The organism is Nostoc sp. XA010 (assembly GCF_020829625.1).
Taxonomy (GTDB): domain Bacteria; phylum Cyanobacteriota; class Cyanobacteriia; order Cyanobacteriales; family Nostocaceae; genus Nostoc.
The window spans coordinates 133675-149018 of sequence record NZ_JAIVFX010000001.1; the positions used below are offsets into that span (position 1 = coordinate 133675).

14 protein-coding genes are annotated in these 15344 nt (G+C 40.3%); 5 read left to right on the forward strand and 9 right to left on the reverse strand.

The window, feature by feature from the left end; translation table 11 throughout:
- Positions 1 to 62 precede the first annotated feature (62 nt).
- The 4 genes from LC608_RS00560 (at position 63) to LC608_RS00575 (ending at position 5940) form a co-directional block, all read left to right on the forward strand.
- Positions 63 to 1625 (forward strand): AAA-like domain-containing protein, encoded by a 1563-nt coding sequence (locus tag LC608_RS00560; RefSeq protein WP_229551678.1) that lies wholly within the window; start codon positions 63 to 65, stop codon positions 1623 to 1625.
- A 304-nt stretch (positions 1626 to 1929) separates the two neighbouring features.
- Complete coding sequence (gene recQ, locus LC608_RS00565) at positions 1930 to 4089, forward strand: DNA helicase RecQ (protein ID WP_229551679.1); 2160 nt, start codon at positions 1930 to 1932, stop codon at positions 4087 to 4089.
- 51 nt (positions 4090 to 4140) lie between these two features.
- Positions 4141 to 4713 (forward strand): Uma2 family endonuclease, encoded by a 573-nt coding sequence (locus LC608_RS00570; RefSeq protein ID WP_229551680.1) that lies wholly within the window; start codon positions 4141 to 4143, stop codon positions 4711 to 4713.
- A gap of 12 nt (positions 4714 to 4725) precedes the next feature.
- Positions 4726 to 5940, forward strand: coding sequence for an MFS transporter (locus tag LC608_RS00575; protein WP_229551681.1), 1215 nt, complete (start codon positions 4726 to 4728; stop codon positions 5938 to 5940).
- 118 nt (positions 5941 to 6058) lie between these two features.
- On the opposite strand, the gene LC608_RS36725 is transcribed toward LC608_RS00575, so the two are convergent.
- On the reverse strand, positions 6059 to 6187 hold the full coding sequence (locus tag LC608_RS36725; protein ID WP_267870924.1) for a hypothetical protein: 129 nt from the start codon (positions 6185 to 6187) through the stop codon (positions 6059 to 6061).
- A gap of 401 nt (positions 6188 to 6588) precedes the next feature.
- Here LC608_RS36725 and LC608_RS00580 point away from each other — a divergent pair, with 401 nt between their 5' ends.
- On the forward strand, positions 6589 to 7290 hold the full coding sequence (locus tag LC608_RS00580) for a hypothetical protein (protein ID WP_229551682.1): 702 nt from the start codon (positions 6589 to 6591) through the stop codon (positions 7288 to 7290).
- Positions 7291 to 7558: 268 nt separating this feature from the next.
- On the opposite strand, the gene LC608_RS00585 is transcribed toward LC608_RS00580, so the two are convergent.
- The 8 genes from LC608_RS00585 to LC608_RS37160 form a co-directional block, all read right to left on the reverse strand.
- Positions 7559 to 7804, reverse strand: coding sequence for a hypothetical protein (locus LC608_RS00585; protein WP_229551683.1), 246 nt, complete (start codon positions 7802 to 7804; stop codon positions 7559 to 7561).
- Between the two features lie 150 nt (positions 7805 to 7954).
- On the reverse strand, positions 7955 to 8467 hold the full coding sequence (locus LC608_RS00590) for a tetratricopeptide repeat protein (protein ID WP_229551684.1): 513 nt from the start codon (positions 8465 to 8467) through the stop codon (positions 7955 to 7957).
- A 102-nt stretch (positions 8468 to 8569) separates the two neighbouring features.
- A complete protein-coding gene (locus tag LC608_RS00595; RefSeq protein ID WP_229551685.1) occupies positions 8570 to 9628 on the reverse strand; it encodes an ATP-binding protein in 1059 nt (352 codons plus the stop codon).
- Positions 9629 to 10294: 666 nt separating this feature from the next.
- A complete protein-coding gene (locus tag LC608_RS00600) occupies positions 10295 to 10768 on the reverse strand; it encodes a hypothetical protein (protein WP_229552065.1) in 474 nt (157 codons plus the stop codon).
- Between the two features lie 251 nt (positions 10769 to 11019).
- Entirely contained in the window at positions 11020 to 11814 is a 795-nt protein-coding gene (phnE, locus tag LC608_RS00605; protein WP_229551686.1) for a phosphonate ABC transporter, permease protein PhnE, read from the reverse strand.
- A gap of 89 nt (positions 11815 to 11903) precedes the next feature.
- A complete protein-coding gene (locus tag LC608_RS00610; RefSeq protein ID WP_229551687.1) occupies positions 11904 to 12638 on the reverse strand; it encodes a phosphonate ABC transporter ATP-binding protein in 735 nt (244 codons plus the stop codon).
- 227 nt (positions 12639 to 12865) lie between these two features.
- Positions 12866 to 13840, reverse strand: a complete 975-nt coding sequence (locus LC608_RS00615) for a phosphate/phosphite/phosphonate ABC transporter substrate-binding protein (protein ID WP_229551688.1) — start codon at positions 13838 to 13840, stop codon at positions 12866 to 12868.
- A 148-nt stretch (positions 13841 to 13988) separates the two neighbouring features.
- Positions 13989 to 15284 carry a Rid family detoxifying hydrolase gene (locus tag LC608_RS37160; RefSeq protein ID WP_229551689.1) on the reverse strand — a complete coding sequence of 432 codons (1296 nt, stop codon included), beginning with the start codon at positions 15282 to 15284 and terminating at the stop codon, positions 13989 to 13991.
- Between the last annotated feature and the right edge of the window lie 60 nt (positions 15285 to 15344).

The following is a 15344-nucleotide window of genomic DNA, read 5'->3' on the forward strand; positions in this document are numbered from 1 at the left end:
TCAATTATCTCGATGCAAATTCATTTATTAAAAATGAGAACTAGCTTAACATTTTAAATCAAATGAACAATTATCGATACCAAGTTGGTGGAACCCTGACAACTGATGCTCCTAGCTATGTTGAGCGCAAAGCGGATGTGGAACTTTACGAAGCCTTGAAGCAGGGCGAATTTTGCTACATCCTGAGCAGTAGGCAAATGGGCAAATCCTCGCTTATGGTAAAAACAAAGCATCGCTTTCAACAAGAGGGGTTTAAATGTGCCACCGTTGATATGACTAATATTGGTTGTGACAATATAACTCCAGAGCAATGGTATAAGGGAGTGGTAGGTGATTTATGGTTAGGCTTTAAACTGTTAGGTAAAGTCAATTTAAAAACCTGGTGGCAAGAACAAAATGATCTTTCTTTAGTTCAGAAAGTCAGCCGATTTATTTCAGAAATTCTATTAGCTCAGTTTCCTAACGAAAGACTATTTATTTTTATTGATGAAATTGATAGTATTCTCAGCCTAGATTTTTCTGTTGATGACTTTTTTAGCTTGATTCGCTTTTGTTATAACCAACGAGCAATTGATCCAGAGTATCATCGGATTACATTTGCAATTTTCGGTGTTGCGACACCTTCAGACTTAATCCGATATAGACATAATACTACCCCCTTTAATATTGGTAAAGCCATCCAAGTAAATGGATTCAAATTTGAAGAAGCTCAACCCTTATCTTTAGGACTAAATATTAAAGATAATCATCCCCAAAAACTTTTGAAAGAAATATTATCTTGGACAGAAGGACAACCATTTCTTACTCAAAAGCTATGTCGGCTAATTGTCTGTTTATCTCAAAGTGATGTGGGTAGAAAGCTAAAAATACCCTCTGGCGCGGAAGAATTTTGGATAGAAAATGTAGTGCGATCGTACATCATCGAAAAATGGGAATCACAAGATGAACCGGAGCATTTGAGGACAATTCGCGATCGCATCCTTGGAAACGAACAAATTGCCGCCAGATTGCTGGGAATTTATCAACAAATCCTCCAAGGAGTGAAAGTCCCAGCCGACGATAGCCAAGAACAGGTAGAACTGTTGCTATCTGGTTTAGTAATCAAAAAGCAAGGTTTTCTCCAAATTAAAAATCGAATTTATCAAGAAGTTTTCAATTTAGAATGGGTCGGAAAAAAATTAGCTTACTTGCGCCCCTACTATGAAACCTTCAATGCATGGATAGCCTCAAAGGAAAAGGATGAATCTCGCCTCTTGCGTGGACAAGCCTTAATTGATGCTCAAGCTTGGGCAAATGGCAAAAGCTTGAGTAACTTAGATTATCGATTTTTAGCTGCTAGTGAAGAATTAGATCGGCGAGAAATGCAGCACACATTAGAAGCTGAACGCGCCAAAGAAATTGAAGCACGACTTGCAGAACAACAAAAAAGGCTGATTCAACAAAAGAAAACTGCTACAATAGTGACACTTTTGCTCGTGGGTATGACAATCAAGTTGGTGATTTCTATAGTGTGGGGAGTGTCGCTTTTACGAAAGATTGATGCTTTAGAATCACAGTTAAAATGTACCCAAATAGGGCATCAAGTGAAAGGAAGAACTGCAAATCCTCGGTTAGGTCGATGCTGACGAGAGCATCCCAAATAATCTTCAATTTTCTCACTGTTCAAAGTCAAGAGCCGTTAGGGAAAGCCCAGAATAATGGTCATTAAAAAACTTAGATAGGGACTCAGCTTCAGATTGGCTAAAGCGATGTCTACGACGGGCTGCGCTTACGCTCATGTATGATGATTGACTTAGTAAGATGCCTGCGACGGGCTGCGCCTACGCACTCCAGAAACGCAGACCTTCCCAACACTGCCGGTGATGTGAGTTAAAATCCTGATATCTTCAATAACTACTCACGCAGACAGCCCCGGAAAAAGCGATCGCTATGCTTCAGTATCCCAATCTCGAACAAGCGCTAAAATATCACTTCGGTTACGACAGATTCCGCCCCGGACAACGGCAAATTATCGAAGATGCGCTGCAAAATCGGGATTTATTGATTGTGATGCCTACGGGTGGGGGAAAATCTCTGTGTTTTCAGTTACCTGCATTGATCAAAAAAGGTTTAACGGTGGTGGTGTCGCCATTAATCGCTTTGATGCAAGACCAAGTGGAAGGACTGCGAAACAATAATATTAACGCCACATTTCTCAATAGTAGTCTGAATCCCTATAAGGTGCGATCGCGCGAAGAAGCCATCCTCAGTGGTAAAGTTAGACTACTTTACGTCGCCCCAGAACGTCTGTTGAGTGAAAGATTTCTCCCGTTTCTCGATTTAGTCAAAGAAAAAATTGGCATTGCGGCTTTTGCCATTGACGAAGCCCACTGCGTCTCTGAGTGGGGACACGACTTTCGCCCTGAATACCGTCAGATGAAATCTCTGCGGAAACGCTATCCTGATGTTCCTACCCTCGCCCTCACCGCCACAGCAACCGATCGCGTCCGTGCTGATATTATCCAACAACTAGGGCTAAAGCAACCCAGTATCCACATTGCTAGCTTTAACCGCCAAAACCTTTATTACGAAGTCCGTTCTAAAACCAAGTCTGCGTATGCTGAATTATTAGAACTCGTCCGGGAAAATGAAGGTTCAGCAATTATTTATTGCTTGACGCGCAAAAAAGTTGATGAACTCACCTTTAAATTGCAAAATGATAAAATTTCTGCCTTGTCTTATCATGCCGGATTAACTGATGAAGAACGCAGCAGCAATCAAACTCGATTTATTCGAGATGATGTGCGCGTCATAGTGGCAACAATTGCCTTTGGAATGGGAATTAATAAGCCAGATGTGCGGTTAGTAATTCATTTTGATTTACCGCGTAATTTAGAAAGTTATTATCAAGAATCAGGTAGGGCGGGGAGGGATAGTGAACCTTCACGTTGTACGCTTTTTTTCAGTTTCAGTGATATTAAAACCATTGAATGGAGTATTAACCAAAAAACTGATCCCCAAGAACAGTTGATTGCTAAACAACAACTGCGTCAGGTAATTGATTATGCTGAAGGTACTGTTTGTCGGCGAACAATTCAGTTAGGTTATTTTGGAGAACGTTTTCCCGGTAATTGCAGTAACTGCGATAATTGCCGTCATCCCAAACCAATGCAAGATTGGACAACTGAAGCCATGAAGTTTTTATCTTGTGTGGCGCGTTGTAAAGAAAGATTTGGGATGCTACACATTATTGATGTGTTGCGGGGGGCAAAAAAAGACAAAATTATCCAGTACGAACACGATAAACTTTCTACCTACGGTATTGGCAAAGATAAGAGTGTAGATGAGTGGCGAATGTTGGCGCGATCGCTTTTACATCAAGGGTTAATAGAACAGACTAGCGATGGTTACTCAGTTTTGAAACTTAACCCCCTCAGTTGGGAAGTGATGCGGCGACAGCGTACAGTTTCTCTTGTTGTTCCCGTAGCACAGAAGGTTACTTGGGAAGAAGGCAGTGAGAAGGCTGTTGAAGCAGAGATATTAATGCAGAGGTTGCGATCGCTCCGTAAACAACTTGCTGATGAACAATCTGTACCACCTTACGTTGTCTTTCAGGATTCTACCCTGAAATTGATGGCACAGGTACAACCTACAACACTAACCGAATTTGGTAAACTTTCGGGCGTAGGTAGTCACAAACTTTCCCAATATGGCGATAAATTCCTCGCAGAAATTCGCGCCTACCGCCAAGAAAAAGGTTTGATAGATCCACCGCAAGTTAATTTTACACCCTCTGTTAGCTTACCTTCCGACACAGAAATATTCACATTACAATTACATAAACAAGGTTTGAGTGTTAATGAAATTGCCAAAAAACGCAACATTCGCCCCACAACAATTATTCGCCATTTGACAGATTTGATTGAAAAAAATCAGCCTGTAGACATAAATCAGTTAGTACCTCTTGAACATCAACAAAAAATTTGGCAAGTTTTAGAAGTACTTGGTGATATCTCTTTAACGCCAATTCGAGAACAACTCGGTGAAAGCTACACTTTTGATGAAATTCGCTTAGTACGGGGTAAGTGGCGGCGCGAAAATCGCAAGTGATAATTAAATTTTATAATTAAAATACAAGAGCAAGATTAAGGGAGTTAGCCGATGAGCCAGATGCTAACAACAGGAGTACACTGGACAATTCATGATGTGGAACTCTTCGCAGAAAATGAAGGTACACGCTACGAGATAGTTGATGGAGAATTATTTGTGACTAGGGCACCTCACTTTAAACATCAGCAAACTTGTGGCAAAATTTTCCAACAGCTTAATATTTGGTCAGAGTCTACTGGTTTAGGGGAAGCTGTGATCAACCCTGGTGTTTTGTTTTCAGAATCAGATAATGTGATTCCTGATGTAGTTTGGGCTACTAAGGAAACCTTGGCGGTAATGTTGGATGAAGAGGGACATTTAACCGGCGCACCAGATTTAATAGTAGAAGTCTTGTCTGCAAGCAAGTCAGACGAAAGACGAGATAAGGAAGCTAAACTTAAACTTTATTCTTCCAGAGGAGTAAAAGAATATTGGATTGCTGATTGGCGATCGCGTAAACTAGAGGTCTATCGACGCGAACAAAATCAACTTAAATTGGTAGAAACCTTATTTAGTAGCGATATTATAATTTCTCCTTTATTGACTGGTTTTAGCTGTACTGTAAACCAGTTTTTTCCTGTATAAATTTTAGGTTTAATGGAAAAACAAATCTCAAGTAATGGATTAACTAAAGTCCAGGTACTGATTATGGCGATCGCATCTGGTGTCTGTGTTGCCAACGTTTATTATAATCAGCCAATCCTCCAAGATATTGCATCATCTTTTCGAGTCAGTGAAGGCGAAGCGGGTAGTATCTCTGTGCTTACGCAAGTTGGTTATGGTTTGGGTATTTTCTTTTTAATCCCCTTGGGCGATAAAATCAATAAGAAAAAATTAATTCTTTGCTTACTGATAAGTTTATTTTGTTTGTTGATAGGCATGACATTTTCACAAAACATCATGGAAGTTTGGATATTGAGCGTAGCAATTGGGATTGCGACAGTCTCCGCTCAGATTATTCTACCTTTAGCAGCAAGTATAGATAGAGTAACTACAGGCCAAACCGTAGGCAATATTTTTACTGGTATATTGATTGGAGTTTTAGGAGCAAGGGTTTTTAGTGGATATATTGCTGAATGGTTGAGTTGGCGTTATGTATATGGATTTTCGGCAGTAATGATTTTAATTGTTATTGCCTTGCTAAATCTATATTTGCCTAATGTAAAAAATGAATTTGATGGTTATTATTTGGAATTATTAAAATCAACACTTCACCAATTAAAACGTTTTTCGTTATTAAGAGAATCGTCTTTAATTAGCGGGTTATTGTTTGGTGTATTTTGCTCATTTTGGACAACACTGACTTTCCATTTAAGCGGAGCGCCTTTTAATTTTCAATCTGACATAATTGGGATGTATGGCTTTGTAGCGATGTCTACGACGGGCTACGCCTACGCAGGTGCATTAATGGCACCAGTTTTTGGTAAACTAGCCGATCAAGGTAACTCGCAACGCTCCTTGACTCTTGCTGTATCGATGGTGATTGCAAGCTTAGTAATTGCTAAAATTGCTTCTAATTCTGCACTAGCGATCGCACTTGCTGTATTGTTACTAGATGTGGGTGTACAGGCAATCCAAGTTACTAATGTTGCAAGAATATACAGTCTTGATGCTCAATCGAATAGCCGCATCAATACAGTTTACATGACTACCTATTTTATCGGCGGTTCTATAGGTACTAGCATTGGTTTATTCTGCTGGAATCTTGGTGGCTGGAATTTGGTGACTTGGCAAATGTTAGCTTTTACTCTGCTCGCATTTTTTATTATCGTTAGACCTAAAAGAACTACAGCAAGAACAAATAATAAATAATCAAACTTTCATTTTTAAATATTACCTTGAGACATCGCCTTGCACCAATAAATAAATTTTCTCCTCATCAAGGCGATATCTATAGATAGTCAGCTTATGTTAAGAAAAGCTGGGGATTTCAGATTGCAGCAGATGATGATGTTGGAGTATTTTGGCTTTTCGCAGATAGAATTGCTAGCAATTTAGGCAGCGCTAGGCAAGCAACAGTATTTAGCAGCGTCAGTAAGATACCATCGATTAAACTCATGTATTAATCTTCTCCGTTTGAAAATTGGTGTTGACTATATTTTTAGTTTGCAGCAAAGTTAGTACAATTGCTCAAAACCAGCATTTTGAATCTCATTTATTACATATAAGCTAACTAAATATATTCTTATGATTTCAAGGTGACTAGTAAGATATATTTTTTCTCTCTCAAGTCGAGAAACTCGCCCACGCAAGTGTCATTTTCTGTGCCTCTGCGGTTAAAAAGTAATTAATTTAACCACAAAGGCGCAGAGAACACAGAGGTAAGAAGTTAAATTTCTAAAATTGTTATCCACCTCGAACAGGCTAGCCTTAAATAGTATTTTCTTGACAAGCTTAAATTAATTCCTATAGTATATTAATTTACATGTAGCTCAGTAAAATAAATAATACAAAATAATCATGAGCACTAAAGTTAGCATTTTGATAGCAGCAGTATTATTTGCAAATTCTACAGCACTAAAGCCTTCCACTGCGACAGAAAAAAATCCGGCTTTGCTTGCTAATAATATTAGCTTTATAACTTCGGCTCAAATTAAAATAGCACAAGCTATAGAACCTAGAGTTATTAAGCTTCGTCTAGCAGATTCTGGTGTTTCAGTAGGAAGTGTTTTGTCTTGGGGATTTGCTGGTTTGATTCAAAAAAGATCAACTGATTGGGTACGTTTAGAAATAAGTGATAATCAAGTAAAAGTAGTACATACCACAAGAACAACTAATTGGTTAACTCAAGCTTCTAAATGGTGGGATCATCCTGTCAGGAAAATTGCTTTTAAACCAGATTCTTGTAAAATAGATAATGTATCAAATCAAGGTGGCTCAGATATAGAAACCCAATTACGAGATATAAAAAAGCTATACGATTCTAAACTAATAAGTGAGCAACAGTATCAAGAATTGCAGCGTAAAGTTATTAATCAGATAAATACAACACCAAACCAACCTAACACTAGTAATTCTGAATGTATTTTATTAGGGGAAAATGCGATAGTAAAACTTAAAGATATGACTTTATTAACTAAAGGAGAATTTAAAATTGAATATTTAGAAGGTAATGAATGGAAATATGCAGCTTTTAGAGTACCAGAAAAAGAATATGACTAGCAAGTTGCAAATAATAAATTTTTCAAATATAGGCATTATAGCAATCCTATTTGATAAAGATTTTTTGGTACATACCTCGCTCTTAGGGGGCGAAAAAACTAATCATATCGGACTAATTTAAACCACATCAAAGAGTGAGCGCGGCATCTCGTGGACTAATGACTTAGGTAGACATTAGGCTAGAAATCCTGTTGTGTTGCCAAAAATTAGGTGAGGTAGTTTATCTACCTCACCTAATTTTTAAAATAATTGACTGGCAATTTGTCCATCAATTTGGAGAACAATTACGACAAAAATCAGGACTAAATTTACAGAATTGGCTTCCTGTCAATGCATAAGTTGTACAATAAGGAAAACTAGTAAGTTCAATTTTAGCTGCTTGTAATTTGGAAGCATTTGGCAACGCTTCAGTAAGTTTAGTTTTATTGCCCACAAAAAGAGCTAAAAGCTTAGGAAACGCCATGCAAGCAGCAATGTTGAGCAGCGTTAGCAGTATAGCGTCTATCAAATTCATAGGTAATTATCTCCTGTGAAACGTAGGCGTAGGCGTAGCCCGTCGTAGACATCGCTGTTATTAGCTGCAAACACAATCATTGCTTGCAGTCTATGTTAATTCACTTTAACATAAATTTTTGTAAATATAAACGTGGAATTCCTGGAATTATCATACACAGCGTTGCATATAGCGGTAAGTATCACCTCTACTGGCGATCGCCCATTGATAATCCGGGTCAAGTTTAATGGCGTGGTTTAAGTCTTGCAGTGATTCAAGATAACGCTGCATATAGCAGTAAGTGACACCTCGATGTGCCAGTGTCCATTGGTCATTGGGGTCAAGTTCAATGGCGTGGTTACAGTCTTGCAATGCTTCTTCATAACGGTACATGCGACGGTAAGTAATACCCCGATTGGCGATCGCCCATTGATAATTTGGGTTAAGCTCGATAACACGGTTTAAGTCTTGTAGTGCTTCGGGGTAGCGCTGCATTTGGCAATAAGTCATCCCTCGAACTGTTAAATACTCAACTTCTTCAGGCGCTAACTTGATAGCCTCAGTTAAATCTTCTAGAGCTTTTGAGTATTGATTAGATTGGGAGTAAATATAACTACGCCAATCTAAAACAACTGCACGCCACTTGGACTCAAGATTAGCATTGCTCAAAAAAGTTGTAAGCATTTCAGCCGGAACTTCATAGCGTTTTTCTTCATAAGCTTTTAACCCACTCGCTAATTGCTCACCCCAACGCTGAACTTCAGAGGAATCGACATCTTTACCAGCCTATAGCATTGTTTCTGCATATTGTTGGAGAAATTTGCGTTGATTTTTGAGAGCAGCGAGAAATTCATTAATAGCTAAAGATAAATTCTTTTGCGGTGACTGACATAAATTGTGGTACAACACGTTTAATGTATGACTTTGCCAGCTAGGATCGCGCTGTTTTTTATGTTCCTCCAATTGCAGATCGTTCCGTAGGCTGTCGTAATATTCTGCCAACTTACCATGTATGTCAGCCCAACTTTGTGGTGATGAAAGGCGCTTGTGGCGTAACATTTGGGTTTTGACTACATCATGATAAGCCCAGCCGTCGGTACGTTCGTTGACAAAGGATGTTTCTTTCAGCCAAGTAAATAGCTCATCAGCTTCTTTTTCTCCTCTCAACTTAGCTATAACATCCTGATTTAAACACCGAGGAATAGCAGCATCGAGCGCCATTTGTCGCCGCTTGGGGTCGTCAATCCATTTGAAGAAGCGCTCTACAGCATTACTGCTAGGCTCAATTACCTGTTTGGGGTCATTGGGATGAGCATCTGCTAGCATTCCCACTAGCAGAGGTAAGTTTCCAGAAAGGCGCAAAATCACTTCAATAATGCGATTGTCTGTAATGCCTTTCCGAGTTAGATATTGTTGGGCTTCTTCTTCTGTAAAGGGTTCCAGAGGGAAACGAACTATTACCCCCTCGTAAGGTTCCCAATGATTTTTATCTAATTCCTGCCGACCAGCTATGGTTATCAATATATTGAGAGAGACTTCACCGTGGCGACCCTCCAAAATTTCTCGTAGCCAGTTATCTAGGAATTCTCCGGTGCGTTCATAAGTATCAAAAAACAGGACAACAGCAGTTTTCTCAGCAATTTTACGAAACTGTCGCAGCAGAGTACTTTTACCAACTCCACCTTGACCCCAAACGTTATACAGAAAACGACGGCGATCGTCTTCTGGAGGTAATGCTAGATTTTGACGAAATTGGTTTACTTGGTCTTCACGACCCACAAAACCTAATTGCTGAAGTTGCTTAAGTTTATCTTGTAGATTCTTGGGCTTATTTTGCGGGTTCATTACAAGATTCAATTTTGAGATACGAATGCTTACAGAATAACTACTAAATATACAAGGTGTATTTCGGAATTTACTGGACTTTGCCTGGGTAATTTTTATGCATTGACCTTCTGAGGCTCGACTTTGACCTTCTGAGGCTCAACTTTGACCTTCTGAGGCTCGACGTTGACCTTCTGAGGCTCAACTTTGACCTTCTGAGGCTCAACTTTGACCTTCTGAGGCTCGACGTTGACCTTCTGAGGCTCGACGTTGACCTTCTGAGGCTCAACTTTGACCTTCTGAGGCTCAACTTTGACCTTCTGAGGCTCAACTTTGGCCTTCTGAGGCTCGACTTTGACCTTCTGAAGCTCAAAAATGCCCTGGCGACTTAACGCTTCTCAATGGAGTCCAATACAGACCTAACCCCCAGCCCCTTCCCTACGAGCGTTGGGGAGTAAGATTCAAAGCCTCTACCCTTGTAGGGGAGAGGAATGGAAGTGAGGTCAAAGTATATTTTAGATAAACGAGATGCGCTACAGAAATCGCAACTACACAGACAAAACCCGCCTACGCTGGTTTCAAAAATGTTTGAATACAAAACGCAAAAAGGGCATAACATTGTTATGCCCCAACAAATGATGTGTATTTTACCAAGTTGACAACTGGTATAATTGCCTATTGCAAGCTTTAGCTAACTGAGACTTCGGGTTTCTTTTTCTTAGAACGGCGGTTAAACCTGCGTCCCATCTCATCAATTACTGCATCTAAACCTGCGACATCACCGCTAGCTTTGGCATAGCTATAAACTGCTAATGCTGCTGCGTATGCTTCGCTAGCAGAGGCTATACAGGTATCATCCACTAATTCTTGCAGTTGGGTTAGAGACAATAGCACCGGATACAAGTCCTCATATATTTCTAAATCTCGGCGCATCTCTTCTAAATCAAAAGAACGGGGCAAAAAGTTAGGGTTTTGTGTCGCAACCTCTAAGGCTTTGCTGACAAAAGCCCGACTTTTATCTCCCATCTTCAGCATTGTTCGCCGATCTTCAGGGGTCAAATCTACCAAAAACGGTAACTTTTCTCTAATTGTAGCGATCGCCTGCATGACTGCTTCTTTATCTGCTGGGGCTAGGCTGGCACTGATACGATTTTCTGACATTTTTAATACTCCTTTAGGGTACTTAATTCCAGTATTCCCAAAGTTGTAGAAGCGATCGCAATACGGTTCGGTTAACGTTTTCATATTTTGAAGATCCCCCCAACCCCCCTTAAAAAGGGGGGCTTCCAAGCCTCTTTTACCCCCTTTTTAAGGGGGTCGCCGTAGGCGGGGGGATCTTAACCGAACCGTATTGGAAGCGAGTGATCGCATTAGTTTTCAAGACAGGCTACCAATAAGACACCAAGAATTTGTTACATAGAATCGAGCCGATGACGTAATTGGCTACTAAAAGCATCAATTACTGTGACGACTACCAAAAGCACTAACATCATGGTTGTTGCTTTGGTGTACTCGAACCCGTCAATGTAACTTTTCAACTGAAAGCCAATACCACCTGCACCAACTACACCCAAGACAGAAGCAGCACGAATGTTGTACTCAAACATCCAAAAGGTGTAACCCAATCCCAGAGGTAACACTTGAGGGAAAATGCCGTATTGAGCAATCTGTAACTTGGAGGCTCCGATAACTTGCAAGGATTCAAGAGAACGCGGATCAACGGCTTCAATTGCCTGTTGATAAAATTTGGCAAGGTAGCCGATGGTGTAGATTCCCAAAGCTAAAGTTCCTGCTGGTGCGCCTAAGCCAGTGGCGGCAACAAAAATTAGCCCCAGAATAATTGAGGGGACAGAACGTACAGTATTTTGCAGTAAATTAGCTAGCGATCGCAACCACCCAGGCGCAATATTGCTGGCGCTAGCTATAGCAATCGGTACAGAAAGAATTGCTCCAATGGTAGTTCCCCATAAAGACATCTGTACAGTTTCAATTAGTGCCTTAACTGCAATATCTAAAACTTTCCAATCGGGAGGAAATAACCGGGTAATAAAATCGGTGATATATGGCCAGCTAGAACTTAGCAGTTCAAAATCGAGTTTGAGTCCTCGCAAAGCCCAACCATAAACTACTACGACAATTAATAAGATGAGTAGAGAACTCAGCCAAGGGTAGAAACGTAAGCGTTTTAACTTAAAAAAGGAACTCATACTGTATTGAAGAAGAATTCAGGAGTCAGAATGAATTTTGAATTATGGCGACTGACGCATGTATTCTGTTTTGTTAAATCAAATCCCACTCAACCGGAAACTTTCGCAAATTTAGCTTGTAAGTTATCACAAAGTCCTTGGTAAATGACGCGTCCAGCATCTAAGACGATCGCTTGTTGGGCATATTTTTCTGCGATTCCCAAATCGTGTAAAACTGCAACAATAGTCATGCCTTGCTGAGTGTGCAATTGGGATAGAGTTTCCATGACTTGTTGCGATGCTACAACATCTAAGCCTGTGATGGGTTCATCGACTAAGAGAATTTGCGGTGATTGAATTAAAGTCCGGGCGATCGCTACTCGTTGTTGCTGTCCACCACTTAATTGACTGGTTCTTTGAAAAGCTAACTCTAAGAGTCCTAACTGTTCTAATAAATTTAGTGCCAACATGCGATCGCGTTTGGAAAATCCCAACAGTGTCTGCCAAGTTGTTCTTTTACCAAGGCATCCGCACAAGACATTTTCCAGTGCTGATAACTGCCGAATCAATCCGCCACCTTGAAATAACATCCCAACATCGCGCCGAATTTTTGGCAGTGTTCGGGGATTCATCTCAACATTATTAACGAGCAATTCTCCTCTCACTGATGGTACTAGTCCAACTAGCGATCGTAGTAATGTAGACTTACCAGCACCGTTTAGCCCCAGCAAAACCACAAATTCACCCCGTTTAATCTGGCAATTAATCCCGTTGAGAATAGGACGATTCAGAGATGCAGCATAAGCTGTCTCTAGGTTATGACACTCAATAACATAATCATTCATAGAAATTTATTTATCTGCTAAGAGGATGTTTTAAAAGTTCTTTGGTCGTTAGGAAAACGTTTTAGATCCCCCTAAATCCCCTGATCAATTGGGGGACTTTGATTCCGGTTCCCCCTTTTTGAAGGGGGGTTAGGGGGGATCTAGAAGTGCCTAAAATTACAGCCGATCACTTTCAAAACATCTGCTAACAGTTATTCAAGATGTTCACTGAATAACTGTTAACTTAATTATGGTTCAATCCCAGCAATTTGCAGAGCATTACGGATGGTTGCTAGGTGACGATCGTGGTTAATTCGCACTAATTCTGTGGAATTATACAAGTCGCGTAACAATTTATTATTTTCCGACTTATTTAATTTCAGTAAGGCGTTGATGAGTTTTTCCCGTGTTGGAGTTGGAACATCATCATCAATGGCAATACCGTGGGCAGGTACACCATTAATTTTGTGCAGAACCCGTAACTGATTCTTCTCTTGGGCGGTGATATAAGGTGGATTCAGAGCATATTCTGACACAACAGCCACATCAGCTTGACCGCGCACAACTGCTTGCAAGGCTTTGCTGTAGTTACCGCCGTAAGAAATTTGACTAAAGAAACCATCTAAGCGATCGCGGTTGGGTACAAATTTTTGTTTGACCAACTCAGCGACAGGGATAATAAACCCAGAGCCAGAAGTTGGGGAAGTAAAAGCAATTTTCTTGCCCCGCAGTTGTTCTAAAGTCGCTTTAGCTGAATTTTGAGTTTTTAGAGGACTATTGTTAGGGACAACAAATGTTGAGCTATAGGTGTATCTTCCAGAATAAGTGGAGCGAACTTCGGCTAGATACAAGCTGGCGTTTGCTAATTGTTTTGCTTTTAAAGCCGGACGGCTACTTAAAAAAGCGACATCAGCCCGATTTGCTCTCAAAGCTTCCACAGCAGCTGTATCATCACCAACTTGGGCGACAACTGGAATCCCTAACTCTTTCGATAAAAAAGCTCCTACCGCATTTGCCTTATTTTGCAAGTCTGTAGAATCAGCACGACTGGGAAAAACTATTGTTAAAGTCTTCTGCCCTTGAGCAAGTAAGCGTGGTGTCTGTTGATTAGTGGTGGGGTTGGCGATCGTTGCCTGCATAGCCCCTACTGTGCTGACTACTAAACCTGTAAGTACTGCAAATGCAGCACCAGCACCCAATAAACTCTTTTTCCTAACACTCATTTGCAACTCTCCATTAGGAAGTTTTCTTAGTTTTTTTGCTAATTAATTTTAATTAACCCTAAAGAAGATTTATAGCTTTTAAGAAGAAAAGTCAATAATGAAGCCTAGTTTGTTTGTATTGTAGGCTTCTTTTGTGAGTGTATTGGTACTAACCGCTAATTACAGCGATCGCATCAATTTCTACCAACACATCTTTAGGTAAGCGCGATACCTGCACACAAGCCCGTGCTGGGGCTGTATCTTCTGGAAAATATTTAGCATAAACGGCATTCACCGCCGCGAAATCATTCATATCAGCTAAAAATACAGTGGTTTTCACCACATCTTGAAAAGTCGCACCAGCTGCTGTGAGGATGGCTTCAAGATTAGCTAATACTTGCTCAGTTTGTTTTTTGACATCATCAGTGTAGACGACATCACCAAGGCGGGGATCGATGGCAATTTGTCCTGCGACGAATACAAATTGACCTGAAGCTGCGATCGCTTGATTATAAGGGCCGACTGGTGCGGGTGCGTTATCAGTATTAATTACTTTACGGGTCATAGATATTACTTTCTCTAACGATGTTTCTTGTTTACCGATTTCCGCTTCAGAAGCGATCGGTTTGTAAATCTCTCCATCTGGCATTATTGCACGACTGAAGTCAGCATCCTCAATTAGCCATCCATAAGTAGTAGCATCAGTCAAGTCTGCTCTGGTCAAGTTAGTTTCCTTCAAATTTACCTTTCTCAAATCTGCTCCTTGCAGAACTGCTCTCTCCAAATTTGCCCTTTGGAGACAAGATTGTTTGAGGTTTGCATGTGCAAGATTCGCTCCAGCCAGATCAGCCTCAGTCAGATTTAAGCCTGATAGATTAAAACTTTGTAAATTTACTGCTTGCAGTTTAGCACCCAGTAGATTTGCCTTTTGAAAGTTTACGCCCTCTAAGTTAGCTCGGCTCAAATTCGCTCCTACTAAAGAAACTCCATTGAAGTCTACACTTCTGAGTGTTGAATTATTCAAGTCTGCTTCTGCTAAGGAAACTTCTCTCAGTTTTGCACTACTCAAATTTGCATTACTCAAATCTGCCTTGTCTAAGTTTGCGTGACTTAAGTTTGCACTACTTAGATTTGCTCCACTTAAGTTAACACTGCTTAAGTTTGCACCACTAAAGTTTGCTGACGGCTGTAGCAGTTCGCGCTTCCACCAAATTTCTGTACCATTCACTTTACTGAAATTTGCGGCTGTCAGACATGCCTTACTAAAATCGCTTCCGTTAATTATTGCCTCTGTCAGGTTTGCCTTACTTAAATCTGCACCTTTAAAATTTGCACCAGTTAAGTCGGCATTTGATAAGTCTATTTGAATCAGGTCTGTATTTCTGAAGTCTACATTTCTCAGTTTTGCTCCTTGAAAGTTCCGTTGTCCTGCTGCGTATTTCTCCAAAACTTCCTCAGCGTCCATAATGCACCTTTAAATACCACTGACACAGTATAATCACAAAATCTTTGTGTCACAGGTATT